This window comes from Achromobacter sp. GD03932 (assembly GCF_029839485.1).
Lineage (GTDB): Bacteria > Pseudomonadota > Gammaproteobacteria > Burkholderiales > Burkholderiaceae_B > Achromobacter > Achromobacter bronchisepticus_A.
Map to the genome: position 1 here is coordinate 46,397 of NZ_JAOCAT010000034.1, position 14,794 is coordinate 61,190.

At 68.3% G+C, this 14,794-nt stretch carries 15 protein-coding genes and 1 riboswitch; of the genes, 8 read left to right on the forward strand and 7 right to left on the reverse strand.

Annotation, left to right across the window (positions count from 1 at the left end):
- Positions 1-24 precede the first annotated feature (24 nt).
- A complete protein-coding gene (locus N5C88_RS26225; protein ID WP_124260367.1) occupies positions 25-324 on the forward strand; it encodes a hypothetical protein in 300 nt (99 codons plus the stop codon).
- Positions 325-433: 109 nt separating this feature from the next.
- Here the strand turns inward: N5C88_RS26225 and N5C88_RS26230 are convergent, their stop codons facing one another.
- A complete protein-coding gene (locus tag N5C88_RS26230) occupies positions 434-1,438 on the reverse strand; it encodes a sodium:calcium antiporter (protein ID WP_118932898.1) in 1,005 nt (334 codons plus the stop codon).
- 7 nt (positions 1,439-1,445) lie between these two features.
- Positions 1,446-1,684: riboswitch (yybP-ykoY riboswitch) on the reverse strand.
- A gap of 121 nt (positions 1,685-1,805) precedes the next feature.
- On the opposite strand from N5C88_RS26230, the gene N5C88_RS26235 reads away from it, so the two are divergent.
- Positions 1,806-3,149: an aminopeptidase P N-terminal domain-containing protein gene (locus N5C88_RS26235; protein WP_280016536.1), complete on the forward strand. Its 1,344-nt coding sequence runs from the start codon at positions 1,806-1,808 to the stop codon at positions 3,147-3,149.
- Positions 3,150-3,165: 16 nt separating this feature from the next.
- On the opposite strand, the gene N5C88_RS26240 is transcribed toward N5C88_RS26235, so the two are convergent.
- Positions 3,166-3,639: a hypothetical protein gene (locus N5C88_RS26240; RefSeq protein WP_059371627.1), complete on the reverse strand. Its 474-nt coding sequence runs from the start codon at positions 3,637-3,639 to the stop codon at positions 3,166-3,168.
- Between the two features lie 79 nt (positions 3,640-3,718).
- On the opposite strand from N5C88_RS26240, the gene N5C88_RS26245 reads away from it, so the two are divergent.
- From N5C88_RS26245 to ruvA, 6 genes are all read left to right on the forward strand, one after another.
- A complete protein-coding gene (locus tag N5C88_RS26245) occupies positions 3,719-4,888 on the forward strand; it encodes a UbiH/UbiF/VisC/COQ6 family ubiquinone biosynthesis hydroxylase (RefSeq protein ID WP_280016537.1) in 1,170 nt (389 codons plus the stop codon).
- 115 nt (positions 4,889-5,003) lie between these two features.
- On the forward strand, positions 5,004-6,029 hold the full coding sequence (gene dusB, locus N5C88_RS26250; protein ID WP_054457331.1) for a tRNA dihydrouridine synthase DusB: 1,026 nt from the start codon (positions 5,004-5,006) through the stop codon (positions 6,027-6,029).
- A gap of 36 nt (positions 6,030-6,065) precedes the next feature.
- Positions 6,066-6,305 (forward strand): helix-turn-helix domain-containing protein, encoded by a 240-nt coding sequence (locus N5C88_RS26255; RefSeq protein WP_006217670.1) that lies wholly within the window; start codon positions 6,066-6,068, stop codon positions 6,303-6,305.
- 101 nt (positions 6,306-6,406) lie between these two features.
- The gene (purH, locus tag N5C88_RS26260; RefSeq protein ID WP_280016538.1) at positions 6,407-7,996 is read left to right on the forward strand and encodes a bifunctional phosphoribosylaminoimidazolecarboxamide formyltransferase/IMP cyclohydrolase; all 1,590 of its coding nucleotides are present in this window, start codon (positions 6,407-6,409) and stop codon (positions 7,994-7,996) included.
- Positions 7,996-8,544, forward strand: a complete 549-nt coding sequence (gene ruvC, locus N5C88_RS26265; RefSeq protein WP_054457336.1) for a crossover junction endodeoxyribonuclease RuvC — start codon at positions 7,996-7,998, stop codon at positions 8,542-8,544. The genes purH and ruvC overlap by 1 nt, the downstream gene beginning before the upstream one ends.
- Positions 8,545-8,669: 125 nt before the next feature.
- Complete coding sequence (gene ruvA / locus N5C88_RS26270) at positions 8,670-9,242, forward strand: Holliday junction branch migration protein RuvA (protein WP_013391723.1); 573 nt, start codon at positions 8,670-8,672, stop codon at positions 9,240-9,242.
- 7 nt (positions 9,243-9,249) lie between these two features.
- On the opposite strand, the gene N5C88_RS26275 is transcribed toward ruvA, so the two are convergent.
- From N5C88_RS26275 to N5C88_RS26295, 5 genes are all read right to left on the reverse strand, one after another.
- Positions 9,250-10,158 (reverse strand): complex I NDUFA9 subunit family protein, encoded by a 909-nt coding sequence (locus tag N5C88_RS26275; protein WP_251877763.1) that lies wholly within the window; start codon positions 10,156-10,158, stop codon positions 9,250-9,252.
- A gap of 104 nt (positions 10,159-10,262) precedes the next feature.
- On the reverse strand, positions 10,263-11,228 hold the full coding sequence (locus tag N5C88_RS26280; RefSeq protein ID WP_059371621.1) for a threo-3-hydroxy-L-aspartate ammonia-lyase: 966 nt from the start codon (positions 11,226-11,228) through the stop codon (positions 10,263-10,265).
- 109 nt (positions 11,229-11,337) lie between these two features.
- The gene (ruvB, locus tag N5C88_RS26285; protein ID WP_054457342.1) at positions 11,338-12,411 is read right to left on the reverse strand and encodes a Holliday junction branch migration DNA helicase RuvB; all 1,074 of its coding nucleotides are present in this window, start codon (positions 12,409-12,411) and stop codon (positions 11,338-11,340) included.
- Between the two features lie 88 nt (positions 12,412-12,499).
- On the reverse strand, positions 12,500-14,071 hold the full coding sequence (locus N5C88_RS26290; protein ID WP_059371620.1) for an ATP-binding protein: 1,572 nt from the start codon (positions 14,069-14,071) through the stop codon (positions 12,500-12,502).
- Positions 14,071-14,772, reverse strand: a complete 702-nt coding sequence (locus N5C88_RS26295) for a response regulator (protein ID WP_054457345.1) — start codon at positions 14,770-14,772, stop codon at positions 14,071-14,073. Before N5C88_RS26295 ends, N5C88_RS26290 begins: the two co-directional genes overlap by 1 nt.
- Positions 14,773-14,794: the final 22 nt, after the last annotated feature.

Here is a 14,794-nt window from a genome sequence, read left to right on the forward strand (position 1 = left end):
ACCTCCATTGCAAGAATGGGGAGCGTGATCGCGAATACGCGCGCGCCCGCGCTGCGTTCGGCGGACAGGCACGACAAACGTGCACGAACGCTGACGCTGCGGATTGCGGCGGTTCTGGCGGTTTACGTTGGGGAGTTTCCCGGCAAGCCGCTGGCTTGCGCGATTGTCCGGGCTTGCGCCTGGAGCTTGGGATACAACCGCAACCTGTTCAACAGGCTGCGGCAGACGGAGTTCTGCGTGGACCTGTTAAACAGCGACGTCGATGCAAGATCGACAACTTTCGCCGGAATCGGTATTCACGAAGACTGCTCCTGGGATGGATAACGGGCAGAAGTTTACGCGGGTTTCCACTTATGGACAAGGCTTTTGGGGCCAAATCGGGCCTGAATGTGGAAAAAACCGCGGGGGCCGAGGCCCCGCGCGCAACGCACTCTCAAGCGTAGAAGTGCCAGCCCAGATAGGCGGCGAACACGGCATACAGTCCGCCCACCGCCGACAACGCCGGCACGCTCATGACCGAACGGCGGAAACGCAGCCACAAGAGGCTGATCGACAGCATCGTGAAAAGGCCCGCCGCCAGCAAGGGAGCGTCCAGCAGCCAGGGCGTCATGAAGATGCCCAGCGCGCTGGGAATGGTCGCCTGGATCATCATGGCGCCCGAAATGTTGGCCAGCGCCAGCCGTTCCTTGCCCTGGCGCACCCAGATCAGCGCGTTCATGATTTCCGGCAGCTCGGTCGCCACCGGCGCCAGCAACAGCGCGGCCACATGAGGCGACGCGCCCATGGCCACGCCCAGCAGCTCGATCTGGTTCACGAACACATGCGATGCCCCGGCGATCACGACCAGCGCCAGTATCGTCTGCGTGACCGCCCAGAACATGCTCGGATCCTCGTCGCGCGGGCGCAGCTTCAGTGGCTCGAGGTCTTCGCTGGCCAGGCTTTCCTCGTCGTTGCTGAGTTCGCGCTTGACGTAAAGGCCGTAGGTGGCCAGAAACAGGATGCCCAACCAGGGCTTCCAGGCAAAGGCCAACAGGCCCAGGCCCACCTTGAAGATGAAGATGCCCATGAACCAGGCCTGGTCGCGGGCCAGCCGGCGCTGGTCCGCGTTGATACAGTCCGCCTGCGTGGCGCGTCCGCGGCGCGCGCGCCACAAAGCCAGGCCGACCACCGCATACGCCAGCGTCGCGAGCACCAGCGGGCCGCCCATGGCGGCGCCTACGCCTATGTCTTTTTGCTCGGGGGTTTCGCCGAACACGACGGCCATGAAAGTCACGGCGCTTTCCGGCAAGGCCGTGCCGAACGCGGCGAGCACGGTGCCGGTGGCGGTGGCGCCCAGCTGGAAGCGATGGCCGACCCATTCGACGCCGTTCACGAAGAACTCGCAGGCGAAGTAGATCACTGCCGCTGACAGGAAAAACAGGAACAGAGTGAGAAACATATAGGCGAGCCGGACGAGCAGAAACCAATTGGCGCGACGTCGCGGCTCGCCCGGCTGGGGTGAACGCAACGCGGCCAAAGGTCTCGCCTGGCTGATCCATGCGGCGATGCCGCCGTGCATGGATACCGCTACTAGCGCCATGGAGTTCTAGCGGCTGCTGCGCAGCGCTGAACCACCAAGTCTGTTGACGCTAGCTCCTTTGTGGGGACAAAGGATGGCTACTCCCCAATGACAGAGCCGCGATTGTAGCAGCTTGCCCCGCGCGGTCCAGCGAATTCCGCGCGCCCCTTGCGGGCTGTCGCAACCCGGGGATGGCAGGTAAAGTAAACGGCATCCTCACCCTGCCGGGCTTCACGCCCAATCCGCCATGAGCCTGCCTCCCGACGACATCGCCCCTTACGCCGCGCGGCGCCAACGCCTGATGGCGCAGATGCGCGCCGCAGGCGGCGGCATCGCCATACTGGCGACCGCCCAGGAAGCCACCCGCAACCGCGACGCGGAATATCCCTATCGGCACGACAGCGATTTCTTCTATCTGACCGGATTCACCGAACCCGGCGCCTGGCTGGTGCTGACCGCGGGCGCGACCGACCGCGCCGTGCTCTTCTGCCGCCCGCGCCACATCGAACATGAAATCTGGGAGGGCAAGCGCTTCGGCCCCGAGGCCGCCGCGGCGCATTTCGGTTTCGACGACGCCCATCCGCTCGATGCGCTGGACGAACTGATGCCCGCGCTGCTGCAGGACCATGCCACCTTGTACGCGCCCCTGGCCGGCGACAAGCGCAACGACGGACGCCTGCACCGCTGGCTGACCGCGGCGCGCGAGGCCAGCCGCGGCGGCCATGCGCCGCCTGCGCGCCAACAGGACATCCGGCCGCTGCTGGCCGAGATGCGGCTGATCAAGGACGCCACGGAAATCGCGGCAATGCGGCGCGCGGCCAAGATCTCGGCCGGCGCCCACGTGCGCGCCATGCGCGTCGCCCGCCCCGGCATGCGCGAGTACGAGATCGAGGCCGAACTGCTGTACGAATTCCGCCGGCACGGCGCGCAGTCGGTGGCCTACAACAGCATCGTGGCCGCCGGCGCCAACGCCTGCGTGCTGCACTACCCGGCCGGCGAAGCCGTGTTGCGCGACGGCGACCTGGTGCTGATCGACGCGGGCTGCGAGGTCGACAGCTACGCCAGCGACATCACCCGCACGTTTCCGGTGAACGGCCGCTACAGCGGTCCGCAGCGCGCGCTGTACGACCTGACGGTGGCCGCGCAGGATGCCGCCGCCCAGGCCACGGCGCCCGGCCGCAGCTTCAACGACGGCCATCAGGCCGCCCTGCGCGTGCTGGCGCAAGGCATGCTGGACCTGAAACTCTTGAAAGGCTCGCTGGATGGGGTGCTGGAATCCGGCGACTACAGCCGCTTCTACATGCACCGCACCGGCCACTGGCTGGGCCTGGACGTGCACGATGTGGGCGACTACCGCCAGCCTGGCCCGACCCAGGGCGCCGAACGCCCCTGGCGCCAGCTGGAACCGGGCATGATGCTGACGATCGAGCCCGGCATCTACGTGCGGCCCGCAGACGACGTGCCCGAGGCCTACTGGAACATCGGCATCCGCACCGAGGACGACGCGCTGGTCACGGACGAAGGCTGTGAACTCATCACCCGCGGCGTGCCGGTGCAGGCCGGCGAGATCGAAGCGCTGATGCGCGAGTAGGCGCGCCGGGCTGGCGCTAAAAGACGTAGCCGTCCAGCCAGCCCATGGCGATCCAGGTGTAGACCACCACCATGGCGATGGCGAACATGGACACGATGGCGCCGACCAGGCAGGCCAGGATCGCGACCAGCACCGGACCCCAGCCGGTCCGGGTCGGCCGGCCCAGGCCCTCGTTGTAGAGGCGGTCGAATTTCTCGTCCGGCATCAGCGAGAACACCGCGCTCTCGATGAACCCGTCGACCATGGGAATGAACACCAGGAAGAAGGCGGGGTTGTCGTACCAGACGGGGTAGAAGCTGATAGCGCAGAACAGGCTGATCAGCGTGTATGCGGTCACCAGCCAGGCATGGCGGCGTCCCAGATACCACCAATGCGCCCCCACCGCTCCGAACAGGCAGGCCAGCAATCCGACCGCGACCTTTCCGCGCGGGCGGCGGGTGGAAGCGGCGGAAACGGCGGACACTGGGGATGAGGCCTGGAGCTGCGTCATGTCGATCGACCGGAAAGAGGGCCACGGCGCCAAGACGCGCCGGCTGCTGCGGATTGTAGTGGACGGTTAAAATCCGGGCATGACTTCATCCGCCTTCGACATAGCGATTCTAGGCGCGGGCCCGGTGGGCCGCGTGCTGGCCCTGATGCTGGCCCGCGTGGCGCCCGACCCCGCGCGCATCGCGCTGCTTGCCGGCAGCGCGCCCGCCGCGGTCGCGCCGTCGGCGGCAGTCCCCGCCACGGATCCCCGCGTGCTGGCCATGAACCATGGCAGCCGGGTGCTGCTGGAATCGCTGCATGCCTGGCCCGAACGCTCTGCCGACATCCGCAACATCCATGTATCGCAGCGCGGCCGGCTGGGCCGCACCCTGATCCAGAACACCGATTTCGGCGTGCCGCAGCTGGGCAGCGTGGTCGCCTATTCCGGCCTGCACGCCAAGCTGGACGAATGCGTGGCCGCTTGCGGCGTCACCGTGTTGCAAGGGCCGCCCGCGCGGATCGGCATGCAGGACGCAGACGGCGTGCGCGTCGAACAAGGCGACGCGACACTGCTGTGCCGGGTCGCAGTGCAATCCGACGGCGCGGGCGCGACCGACGTGCGCCGCGACTACGACCAACATGCGGTGCTGACCACGGCGCACGCCCCCCTGCCCCGCCGCGGCTGGGCCTGGGAGCGCTTCACCGCCGAAGGCCCGCTGGCGCTGCTGCCGCACCCGCAGACGCCGGACGCCTATTCGGTGGTCTGGTGCAGCGCGCCCGAGCGCGCCGCCGAACTGGCGGCGCTGGACAACGCCGCGTTTTCGCGGGCGCTGTCCGCCGCCTTCGGCGACCGCCTGGGACGGCTTTCCAGCCAGGCGCCGCGACATGTCTTCCCGCTGGCGCTGAGCGCCCGCCGCGCCCAGGTGCACGGCCGCGTGGCGGCCATCGGCAATGCCGCGCAAACCCTGCATCCGGTCGCAGGCCAGGGCCTGAACCTGGGCCTGCGCGACGCGGCCCGCCTGGCCCAGACGCTGGGCAGCTGGCTGGCCCATCCGGACGTCAATCCCGGTTCCGCCCTGGCGGAATTCGCCGGGGCGCGCCACGTGGACCGCTTCATCACCGCCGGCCTGACCGATCTGATGCCTCGCATCTTCTCGACCGGCCTGGCGCCGGTGGAGCATGCCTGCGGCCTGGCCTTATTGGGGATGGATCTGGCCTCTCCGCTGCGCGCGCCGCTGGCGCAGCATCTGCTGCAAGGTTTCCGCGCCTGAACGCTTCCCTATCCGCCCTCGATAATGGGGGCGGTTGTCTGCTTTCGCCTTCCCTTGTTACGAATTGTTCTCCAGGTGACAAAGAGGGTACGAGCGAGCCGGTTAAAATGTGAGCATGCGCATAGGTCAATGGACCCTTCCCAACAACGTGCTGGTCGCGCCCATGGCGGGCGTGACGGACCGTCCTTTCCGCCAGCTTTGCAAGAAGCTGGGGGCGGGCTATGCCGTCTCGGAAATGGCCGCGAGCAACCCCAAGCTGTGGGATAGCGTCAAAACCTCCCGCCGCTTGAACCATGACGGCGAGATCGCCCCCATTTCGGTGCAGATCGCCGGCGCCGACCCCGCCATGATGGCGGAGGCGGCGGTGTTCAACGCCAGCAAGGGCGCCCGGATCATCGACATCAACATGGGCTGCCCGGTCAAGAAGGTCTGCAACGTGGCCTCCGGGTCGGCGCTCTTGCGCCATGAAGACCAGATCGCCCGCATCCTGGACGCGGTGGTATCCGCCTGCGCGCCGCTGGACGTGCCGGTGACCCTGAAGACCCGCACCGGCTGGGACCGCGAAAGCCGCAATGCCCTGCGGGTGGCGAAAATGGCCGAAAACGCCGGCATCGCCGCCCTGACCCTGCATGGCCGCACCCGCGCCGACCTCTATACGGGCGAGGCGGAATATGACACTATCCGCGCCGTCAAGGCCGAGCTGAAAATCCCCGTTGTCGCCAACGGAGATATCACTACGCCCGAAAAAGCCCGGCACGTCCTGGATTACACTGGCGCCGACGCGGTCATGATCGGCCGGGCGGCTCAAGGCCGTCCCTGGATTTTCCGCGAAATCGACCACTACCTGCGCACGGGCGAAACACTGGCCCCTCCCTCCTATGGGGAAATGCGCGAGCTGCTGCTCGAACATCTCGACGACCACTACCGGTTTTACGGCGAGCACACCGGCGTACGCACGGCGCGCAAGCACATAGGCTGGTATCTGGACGGCCTGCCGGGGGCGGATTCGTTCTGCGCCCGCATGAATCTGATCGACAACACCCGCGACCAGTGGCGGGCCGTGTCGGACTGGTTCGACCTTATCTCGCGCGACGGCGGATCCCATCCGGCGCCGGTCGCAGAAGCCCTGCTGGCGGCATAACCGCCTCAACACCAACATAAAAATATCTGTACTCAAATGAGCAAGAAAGATGTCCTGGAAGAATGCGTGCGCGCCAGCCTGGAGCGCTATTTCGAAGACTTGGGCGAATCCGAACCCCACGACATGTGGGACATGGTGATGCGCTGCGTGGAGCGCCCGGTGCTTGAAGTGGCGTTGGAAAGGTCGGGCGGCAACCAGTCGCGGGCATCCGAAATGCTGGGCATCACCCGCAACACCCTGCGCAAGAAGTTGCTGGCGCACAATATCCAGGTATAGCTTTCGTGCGCGGGCGGCAGGCGCATCGCGCCGCCCGCTCCCCCAGATTTCCCATCCGACCTGAACGAGAAAGGCGCTCCCGCCCCACTCCGTCCCTCACCATGAAAATCGAAACCGCCCTGCTTTCGGTGTCCGACAAGACCGGCATCGTTGAATTTGCCCGCGCCCTGGCCGCGCGCGGCGTGCGCCTGCTGTCCACCGGCGGCACCGCCAAGCTGCTGGCCGACTCCGGCCTGACCGTCACCGAAGTGGCGGCCCACACGGGTTCGCCCGAAATTCTCGATGGCCGCGTCAAGACGCTGCATCCGAAGATCCACGGCGGCCTGCTGGCGCGCCGCGACAGCGCCGAGCACATGGACACCATCAAGGCGGCCGGCATCGACCGCATCGACATGCTGGTGGTCAATCTGTACCCGTTCCGCGAAACCGTGGCCAAGCCGGACTGCACCTTCGCCGACGCCGTCGAAAACATCGACATCGGCGGCCCGGCCATGCTGCGCGCGGCGGCCAAGAATCACGGCACCGAAGCCGGCGGCGTGACCGTGGTGATCGACCCCGTCGACTACTCGCGCGTGCTGGCCGAAATGGACAAGGGCGGCAACACCTCCTACGGCCTGCGCCTGGCGCTGGCCTCCAAGGTCTACGCCCACACCGCCGCCTACGACGGCGCCATCGCCGCCTACCTGACCAGCCTGGCCGAAGCCGAGCCCAAGCAGGAAGCCGTGCCGGCCCGCAACGAATGGCCCGGCACCCTGACCCTGCAGGTCAAGCAGGAACAGGCCCTGCGCTACGGCGAGAACCCGCACCAGACCGCCGCCTTCTACGTGGACGCACAGCGTCCGGCCGGCCTGCTGGGCAACTACCGCCAGCTGCAGGGCAAGGAACTGTCCTACAACAACATTGCGGACGCCGACGCCGCCTGGGAATGCGCGCGCAGCTTCGAAGCGCCCGCCTGCGTCATCGTCAAGCATGCCAACCCCTGCGGCGTGGCCGTCGCGGCCGACACGCTGGGCGCCTACCAGCTGGCCTTCAAGACCGACCCGACCTCGGCCTTCGGCGGCATCATCGCCTTCAACCGCCCGGTCGACGCCGCCACGGCCGAAGCCGTGAGCTCGCAGTTCCTGGAAGTGCTGCTGGCTCCCGCCTATGACGGCGCCGCGCTGGCCATCCTGGCCGCCAAGAAGAACGTGCGCGTGCTGGAAGTGCCGATGGGCACTGGCCAGAACGCCTTCGACATCAAGCGCGTGGGCGGCGGCTGGCTGGTGCAGAGCCCGGACGCCTACAACGTGCCGCGCGACGCGCTCAAGGTCGTCACCAAGCGCCAGCCCACCGAAGCCGAGATGAACGACCTGATGTTCGCCTGGAAGGTCGCCAAGTACGTCAAGTCCAACGCCATCGTGTTCGTGGGCGGCGGCATGACCCTGGGCGTGGGCGCCGGCCAGATGAGCCGTATCGACTCGGCCCGCATCGCCTCGATCAAGGCGGAAAACGCCGGCCTGACCCTGAAGGGTTCGGCCGTGGCGTCGGACGCTTTCTTCCCGTTCCGCGACGGCCTGGACGTGGTGGTGGCCGCTGGCGCGACCTGCGTGATCCAGCCGGGCGGCAGCGTGCGCGACGACGAAGTGATTGCCGCGGCCGACGAGCACGGCATCGCCATGGTGCTGACCGGCACCCGCCACTTCCGCCACTGATGCGCGTCCTCGGCATCGATCCCGGCCTGCGCCGCACCGGCTTCGGCGTGATCGATGCCGACGGCCCGCGGCTGCGCTATGTGGCCAGCGGGACCATCGTGGTCCCGCCGGCGCTGGCGCTGTCCGAACGCCTCAAGGTCATCCTGGACAATCTGCGCCAGGTGGCCCGCGACACGCAACCCGACGTGGCCGCGCTGGAAATCATCTTCCTGAACACCAACCCCGCCTCCACCCTGCTGCTGGGCCAGGCGCGCGGCGCGGCGCTGTGCGCGCTGGCCGACAGTTCGCTGCCCGTGCACGAGTACACCGCGCTGCAAATCAAGAAAGCCGTGGTCGGCACCGGCCGCGCCGCCAAGGAGCAGGTGCAGATGATGGTGCAGCATCTGCTGTCGCTGGATGGCGCGCCCGCGCCCGACTCGGCCGACGCGCTGGCCTGCGCCATCTGCCATGCCCATGCCGGCCCGCTGCAGGACAAGCTCGAACGCCTGGGCGCGTCCCTGCGCATGAGCGGCAAGACCCGCATCCGCAACGGCCGTCTGATCGGCTGAACCTTCGACACGCCGGGCTTTTCCGCGAGGCGGGGCCGGTTCCCGCCGCATGCGCGCCCGCGCGTATAGAATCCCCGCATTCGCCGCGCATTCAGCGGCCTCACCATTGCCAGGCCACCATCACCATGATCGGACGCATCACCGGAACCCTGATCGAGAAACTCCCGCCCACCATCTGCGTGGACGTGGGCGGTCTGGGCTATGACATCGACGTGCCCATGAGCACGCTGTACTCGCTGCCCGACACGGGCGCGCGCGTCACGCTCTACACGCACCTGACGGTGCGCGAAGACGCCCACATCCTGTACGGCTTCGCCTCGGCCGGCGAACGCAGCGCTTTCCGCGAACTGATCAAGGTCAGCGGCATCGGCGCGCGCACCGCGCTGTCTGTACTGTCGGGCCTGTCGGTGGCGGACCTGGCGCAGGCCATTACGCTGCAGGAATCGGGCCGCCTGACGCGCGTGCCCGGCATTGGCAAGAAGACCGCCGAACGCCTGCTGCTGGAAATGCGCGGCAAGCTGGGCGCGGACATCGGCGCCTCGCCGCACGCGGCGCCGGACAACCAGTCGGACATCCTGAATGCGCTGCTGGCGCTGGGCTACTCGGAAAAGGAATCGCTGTCGGCGCTGAAGACGCTGCCCGAGGGCGTGGGCGTGTCCGACGGGATCAAGCAGGCGTTGAAGGCGCTGGTGCGCTGAAACCGGCTTACAGGTAGCGCGGAGCCACCGCTTCCAGCCCCGTCGGCACCACGTGCAGTTCGGGCGCGATCGGCCCGCTGCAGATATTGTCGCGGCGCAAGGAGTCCAGGTTGTCGCGCGACATCAGCGGCGTGCCAGGCATGCATTCGAACAGCCGGGCCTGCATGCGGCCCACGCCCATGGGCATGCTGACCACGGGCCGCGGATGGCCGCTCCAGGCGGCGCACAGGCGAGCGATCTCGCCCAGCGTGTAGACCTGGGGCCCGCCCAGTTCATAGGTCTTGCCGCAGGTGTGCGTATTGCCCAGCGCCGAAACGATCGCGGCGACCACGTCGCCCACATAGACCGGCTGCATGCGCACGTGCGCGCCCGCCAGCGGCAGCACCGGCAGCCAGCGCGCCAGGCCGGCGAACATATTGGTGAATTTGTCGTCCGGGCCGAAGACCACCGAAGGGCGGAAGATGGTCCAGCCCCCATCCCGATTGCCCTGGAATTCCTGCTTGATGGCGGCTTCGCCGTCGCCCTTGGAACGCTGGTACATGCTGTCGCCGTTGGAATCGGCGCCCAGCGCGCTGATGTGTATCAGCCTGCGCACGCCCTGGCGGCGACACGCTTGCGCGATGCGCTGCGGCAGCAGCACGTGGGCCCGCGCGAACGCCGAGCCGTAGGGACGGCCAGCGTTGCCGTGCAGGATGCCCACCAGGTTGATGACCGCGTCGCAACCCTGCGCCAGGCCGTCCAGCGTGGCGTCGTCGTGCACGTCGCATTCGAGCAGGGTGACGGTGGGAAGAATCTGCAGGTCGCGCCCGCGGCTGTAAAGCCGGGTGGGCACGACGATCTGATGCTGATCCGCGGAAAGCCGCGCTACCAGATGACGGCCGATGAAACCGGTGCCGCCGATGACAAGGATACGCATGCCGCAGCCCCTGTTCGTCAGGATTCAGTTCCGATTCTGCCTTGCACACGCTACAACCGCAAGCGCGCATCGGCGGCCCCGCGTGGGGACCGCCCGAGGGGGAATCAACCCGCCAGCAGCTTGGCGTAGGCCGGAAGGTCGACGTTGCCGCCGCTGATGATGACGCCGACCCGCGCGCCGCGTACCGGCACCACGTTCTGCATGACCGCGGCCGCGCCCAGGCAGCCCGTGGGTTCCACCACCATCTTCATGCGTTCGGCGAAGAACCGCATGGTGGTGACCAGCTGTTCGTCCGTGACGGTGACGATGTCGCGCACATGCTTCTGGATGAGCGGGAAGGTCAGGTTGCCCAGGTGGGTCGTGGCGGCGCCGTCGGCCAGGGTCTTGGGCGCCGGGATTCGGACGATTTCACCTTTGCGCAAGGACTGCTGGCCGTCGTTGCCGGCCTCGGGTTCGACGCCGTAGACCAGGCAGCGCGGGCTCAGCGCGTAGGCGGACAGGGCCGACCCCGACAGCAGGCCGCCGCCGCCCAGGCAGACGAACAGGTAGTCCAGTTCGCCCACTTCCTCGAACAGTTCCTTGGCGGCGGTGCCCTGGCCGGCGATCACGTCTTCATGGTCGTAGGGCGGGATCAGGGTGGCGCCGGTTTCGGCCTGGATGCGGCGGGCGATCGCCTCGCGGTCCTCTGTGTAGCGGTCGTAGGTGACGATCTTGCCGCCATAGCCTTCCGTCGCCGCGCGCTTGGCCGCGGGGGCGTCCAGCGGCATGATGATGGTGGCCTGCACGCCTTGCAGCTTGGAAGCCAGGGCGATGGCCTGCGCGTGGTTGCCCGACGAAAACGTGACCACGCCGGCGGCGCGCTGTTCCGGGGTCAGGCGGGCGATGGCGTTGTAGCCGCCGCGGAACTTGAAAGCGCCCATGCGCTGGAAGTTCTCGCACTTGAAGAAGACCGACGCGCCGCTGATCGCATCGGCGGTGGTCGAGGTCAGTACGGGCGTGCGGTGCGCGTTGCCGGCCAGGCGCTCGCTGGCGCGCACGACGTCGTCATAGGTGGGCAATTCGGGCTGCATGGGCTTGGGTCCTTTGATCGCGGAGAATAATCAAAACCTCCGGATGATAAACCCGCGGCCGACTTCGGGCGCCGTCCGGCGCCCGGGTTCGGTCCGATTTGCCGGCAGCCTACTTCCCGAAGAGATCGCCCGAACCCGCCGTGGCGCCGGCCGGCGGAGTCAGCCCCAGGTGGCGCCAGGTGGTCAGCGTGGCGGTGCGGCCGCGCGGCGTGCGCTGCAGATAGCCATGCTGGATGAGATAGGGCTCGATCACGTCCTCGATGGTGTCGCGCTCTTCGCCGATGGCGGCGGCCAGGCTGTCCACGCCGACGGGACCGCCATCGAACTTGTGGATGATGGCTTCGAGCAGCTTGCGGTCCATCAGGTCCAGGCCCTGCGGGTCCACTTCCAGCATGGCCAGCGCGCGGCCCGCAACGTCCGCATCGATGGTGCCGCCGGCCTTGACCTCGGCGTAGTCGCGCACCCGGCGCAGCAGCCGGTTGGCGATGCGGGGCGTGCCGCGGGCGCGGCGCGCGACTTCGGCCGCGCCGTCCGGCGTGATGCCAGCGTTCAGGAGGCCGGCGCTGCGCGTGACGATGTGGCCGAGATCGGCGGCGTTGTAGAACTCCAGCCGCGACACGATGCCGAAGCGATCCCGCAGGGGGTTGGTCAGCATGCCGGCGCGGGTGGTGGCGCCGACCAGGGTGAAGGGCTGCAGGTCCAGCTTCACGCTGCGCGCGGCGGGGCCTTCGCCGATCAGGATGTCGATCTGGAAATCCTCCAGCGCCGGATAGAGGATTTCCTCGACCACGGGCGACAGGCGGTGGATTTCGTCGATGAACAGGACGTCGTTCTTTTCCAGGTTGGTCAGAAGCGCCGCCAGGTCGCCCGGGCGCTCCAGCACCGGACCGGAGGTCTGGCGCAGCTGCACGCCCATTTCATGCGCAATGATGTGGGCCAGCGTGGTCTTGCCCAGGCCCGGGGGGCCGAACAGCAACACGTGGTCCAGGGCCTCGCCGCGCTTCCTGGCCGCGGCGATGAAGATCTCCAGCTGCTCGCGGGCGCGTTGCTGGCCGACATACTCGTCCAGCGCCTTGGGCCGCAGGGCGCGTTCGATCGACTCCTCGTTGGGCGAGACCGGCTGCGGCGCCACGATACGGGGGGCGTCGGGACGGGAGGAAAGCGAATCGGACTGGATGGCCATGGTGCGGGAACGACAAAATGCTGAGCAGGATGCATCGTACCGTAGCGCGACCCGCCCCGGGGAGAAGCGAGCGCCCTTGCGGGCGCCCCTAGGACGTCTCGGACAGCGGCAGCTTGACCCGCACGCACAACCCGCCGGACTCCGCCTCGAGCAGCTCCAGCGAGCCGCCATGGGCCCGCGCGATGGCCTCGGCCAGCGCCAGGCCCAGGCCCACGCTGCCGGTGCGCGTGCGCGCGTCGTCCAGGCGGCTGAACGGGCGCAGGGCCTCCTGGCGCCGTTCCGGCACGATGCCGGAACCGTGGTCGGCCACGTCCAGCACCGCGTGGCGACCCTCGTGCCGCAGGCTGACCTGGACCGGCGGCGCGCCATGGTTCAGCGCATTGCCGATCAGGTTGTCCAGCAGGCGGCCCAGCGCCACGGCGTCCGCCTGCACCACCAGGGTTGCAACGTCGTCGCCGGCCCGCAGGCTGATGTCGGTGCCGGCGCCCTGCCAGGCGCCCACGCGCTCGGTCAGCCAGTCGGACAGCAGCATCGAGGCGTAGCGGTAGGCGGCCGGATCGGTGCCGCGCACGAAGCCGATGAACTGGTCGACCATGTGCTGCATGTCCTGCAGGTCCGCGCGCAAGCCCTCCTTCAGCTTGGAGTCGTCGGCCAGTTCGATGCGCAGCCACATCCGCGACAGGGGTCCCTTCAGGTCGTGGGGCAGGCCCGACAGCAGCGTGCGGCGCACCGAATCGGATTCGGACAGCGCGTCCAGCATGGCGTTGAAACGCTCTCCCAGCACCCGCGTTTCGTGCGGGCCCGACGGCTCGACCCGTTGCGGCTGCCCCGCCGCCAGCCGGTCGGCCGCGTCGGCCAGCCGGGTGATGGGACGCGTGATGTGCCAGGAAAAACCCACCGCCAGCAACAGCAGCAACCCCAGGCCGCCCAGCCAGGCGGCGATGAACGGCGTCGCGACCGGCGGATCCAGGCGGTCCAGCGGGATGACCAGCCATTCGCGCAGGCGCGGCGCGTCCTCGCTGGCGGGATTGGGCGCCAGCGAGATGAAGATTTCCGGCGTCGGTCCGCGCGACAGCGCCACGCGCGTGCCGTCGTTCAGGCGTTCATTGAGCTGCTGCACCAGCACGCGCAGATCGCGGCGGATGTCGTCCGGTTCGGGCTGGTAGCGGCGGCTGTGTTCTTCGCGGTCGCGTTCGCGCGCGCGCTCGCCTTCCCTGGCGCTGGCGCGTTCATCGCCGTGTTCTTCGTCGCGCACTTCCGGGGGCGGCGGCGCCGGCGGGCCGTGCATCTGCATGTCCGCGGGCGGCGGAGGCGGCGGAGGCGGCGGCTTCGGAGCCGCCTTCGGCGGTGGCCGGCGGCCATTGAATCGCTGCAGCTTGGCCTCGGCGGGCAGCACCCGCGACCACAGCCGCCACTGGTTCTGCGAGGCCGTGCGCACAAAGTCGGCGCGTTCCTCCGCCGGCACCTGCGACACCGCGGCGCGCAAGGTGCGGATGGTGGTGACGATATAGCCGATGGCTACGTCTTCCATGAACTTGTGCCGGAAGTACGAGACCGTCACCAAGGTGGCCGCCTGCGTCAGCAGGACCGAGCCCAGGATCAGCAGGATCAGCCTTGCCCGCAGCGAGCGCGGCACCAGGAAGCCAGGAGCAAAGCGCATCAGGGCGAGAACCGGTAGCCGATGCCCCAGACGGTCTGGATCCAGCGCGGTTGCTTGGGGTCGTCTTCGATGACCCGGCGCAGCCGCAGGATGGCGATGTCGATGGCGCGGTCATTGCGCTCGCCGGCATCGTCATCGCGCGCCAGCGCCAGCAGGCGTTCGCGCGACAGCGGCTTGCCCGCGTTGCGCACCAGCGCCTCCAGCAGATTGATTTCGCCGCCGGTCAGCTTGACCACCGTGCCCTCGCGTGACAGCTGGCGGGTGGAGGGATCGAACACGAAGGGCCCGAACGAGACCGGCGCGTCCTTGGTCAGCGCGGACGGGCCGCGCTTGCGGCGCAGCACGGCCTCGATGCGGGCCAGCAGTTCGCGCGGATCGAAAGGCTTGCCGACGTAATCGTCGGCGCCGGCCTCCAATCCGATGATGCGGTCCACCGCCTCGTCGCGCGCGGTCAGCAGGATGACGGGAATGTCCTCGCCTTGCTCGCGCAGGCGGCGGCAGGCGTCCGCGCCGTCGCCGCCGGGCAGCATGCGGTCCAGCACCAGCAGGTCGGGCGCGTAGCGGGTGATGCGGGACGACAGGTCGGTAGCGTCCGGCGCCAGCAGGGTGTCGTAGCCGTGCCGGTTCAGGTAGTCGGCCAGCAATTGCCGTAAGGCCGGATCGTCGTCGACGACCAGCAGCTTGGTGTGGGGATTGTCCATGGATGCCATAGTGCGGCCCGCC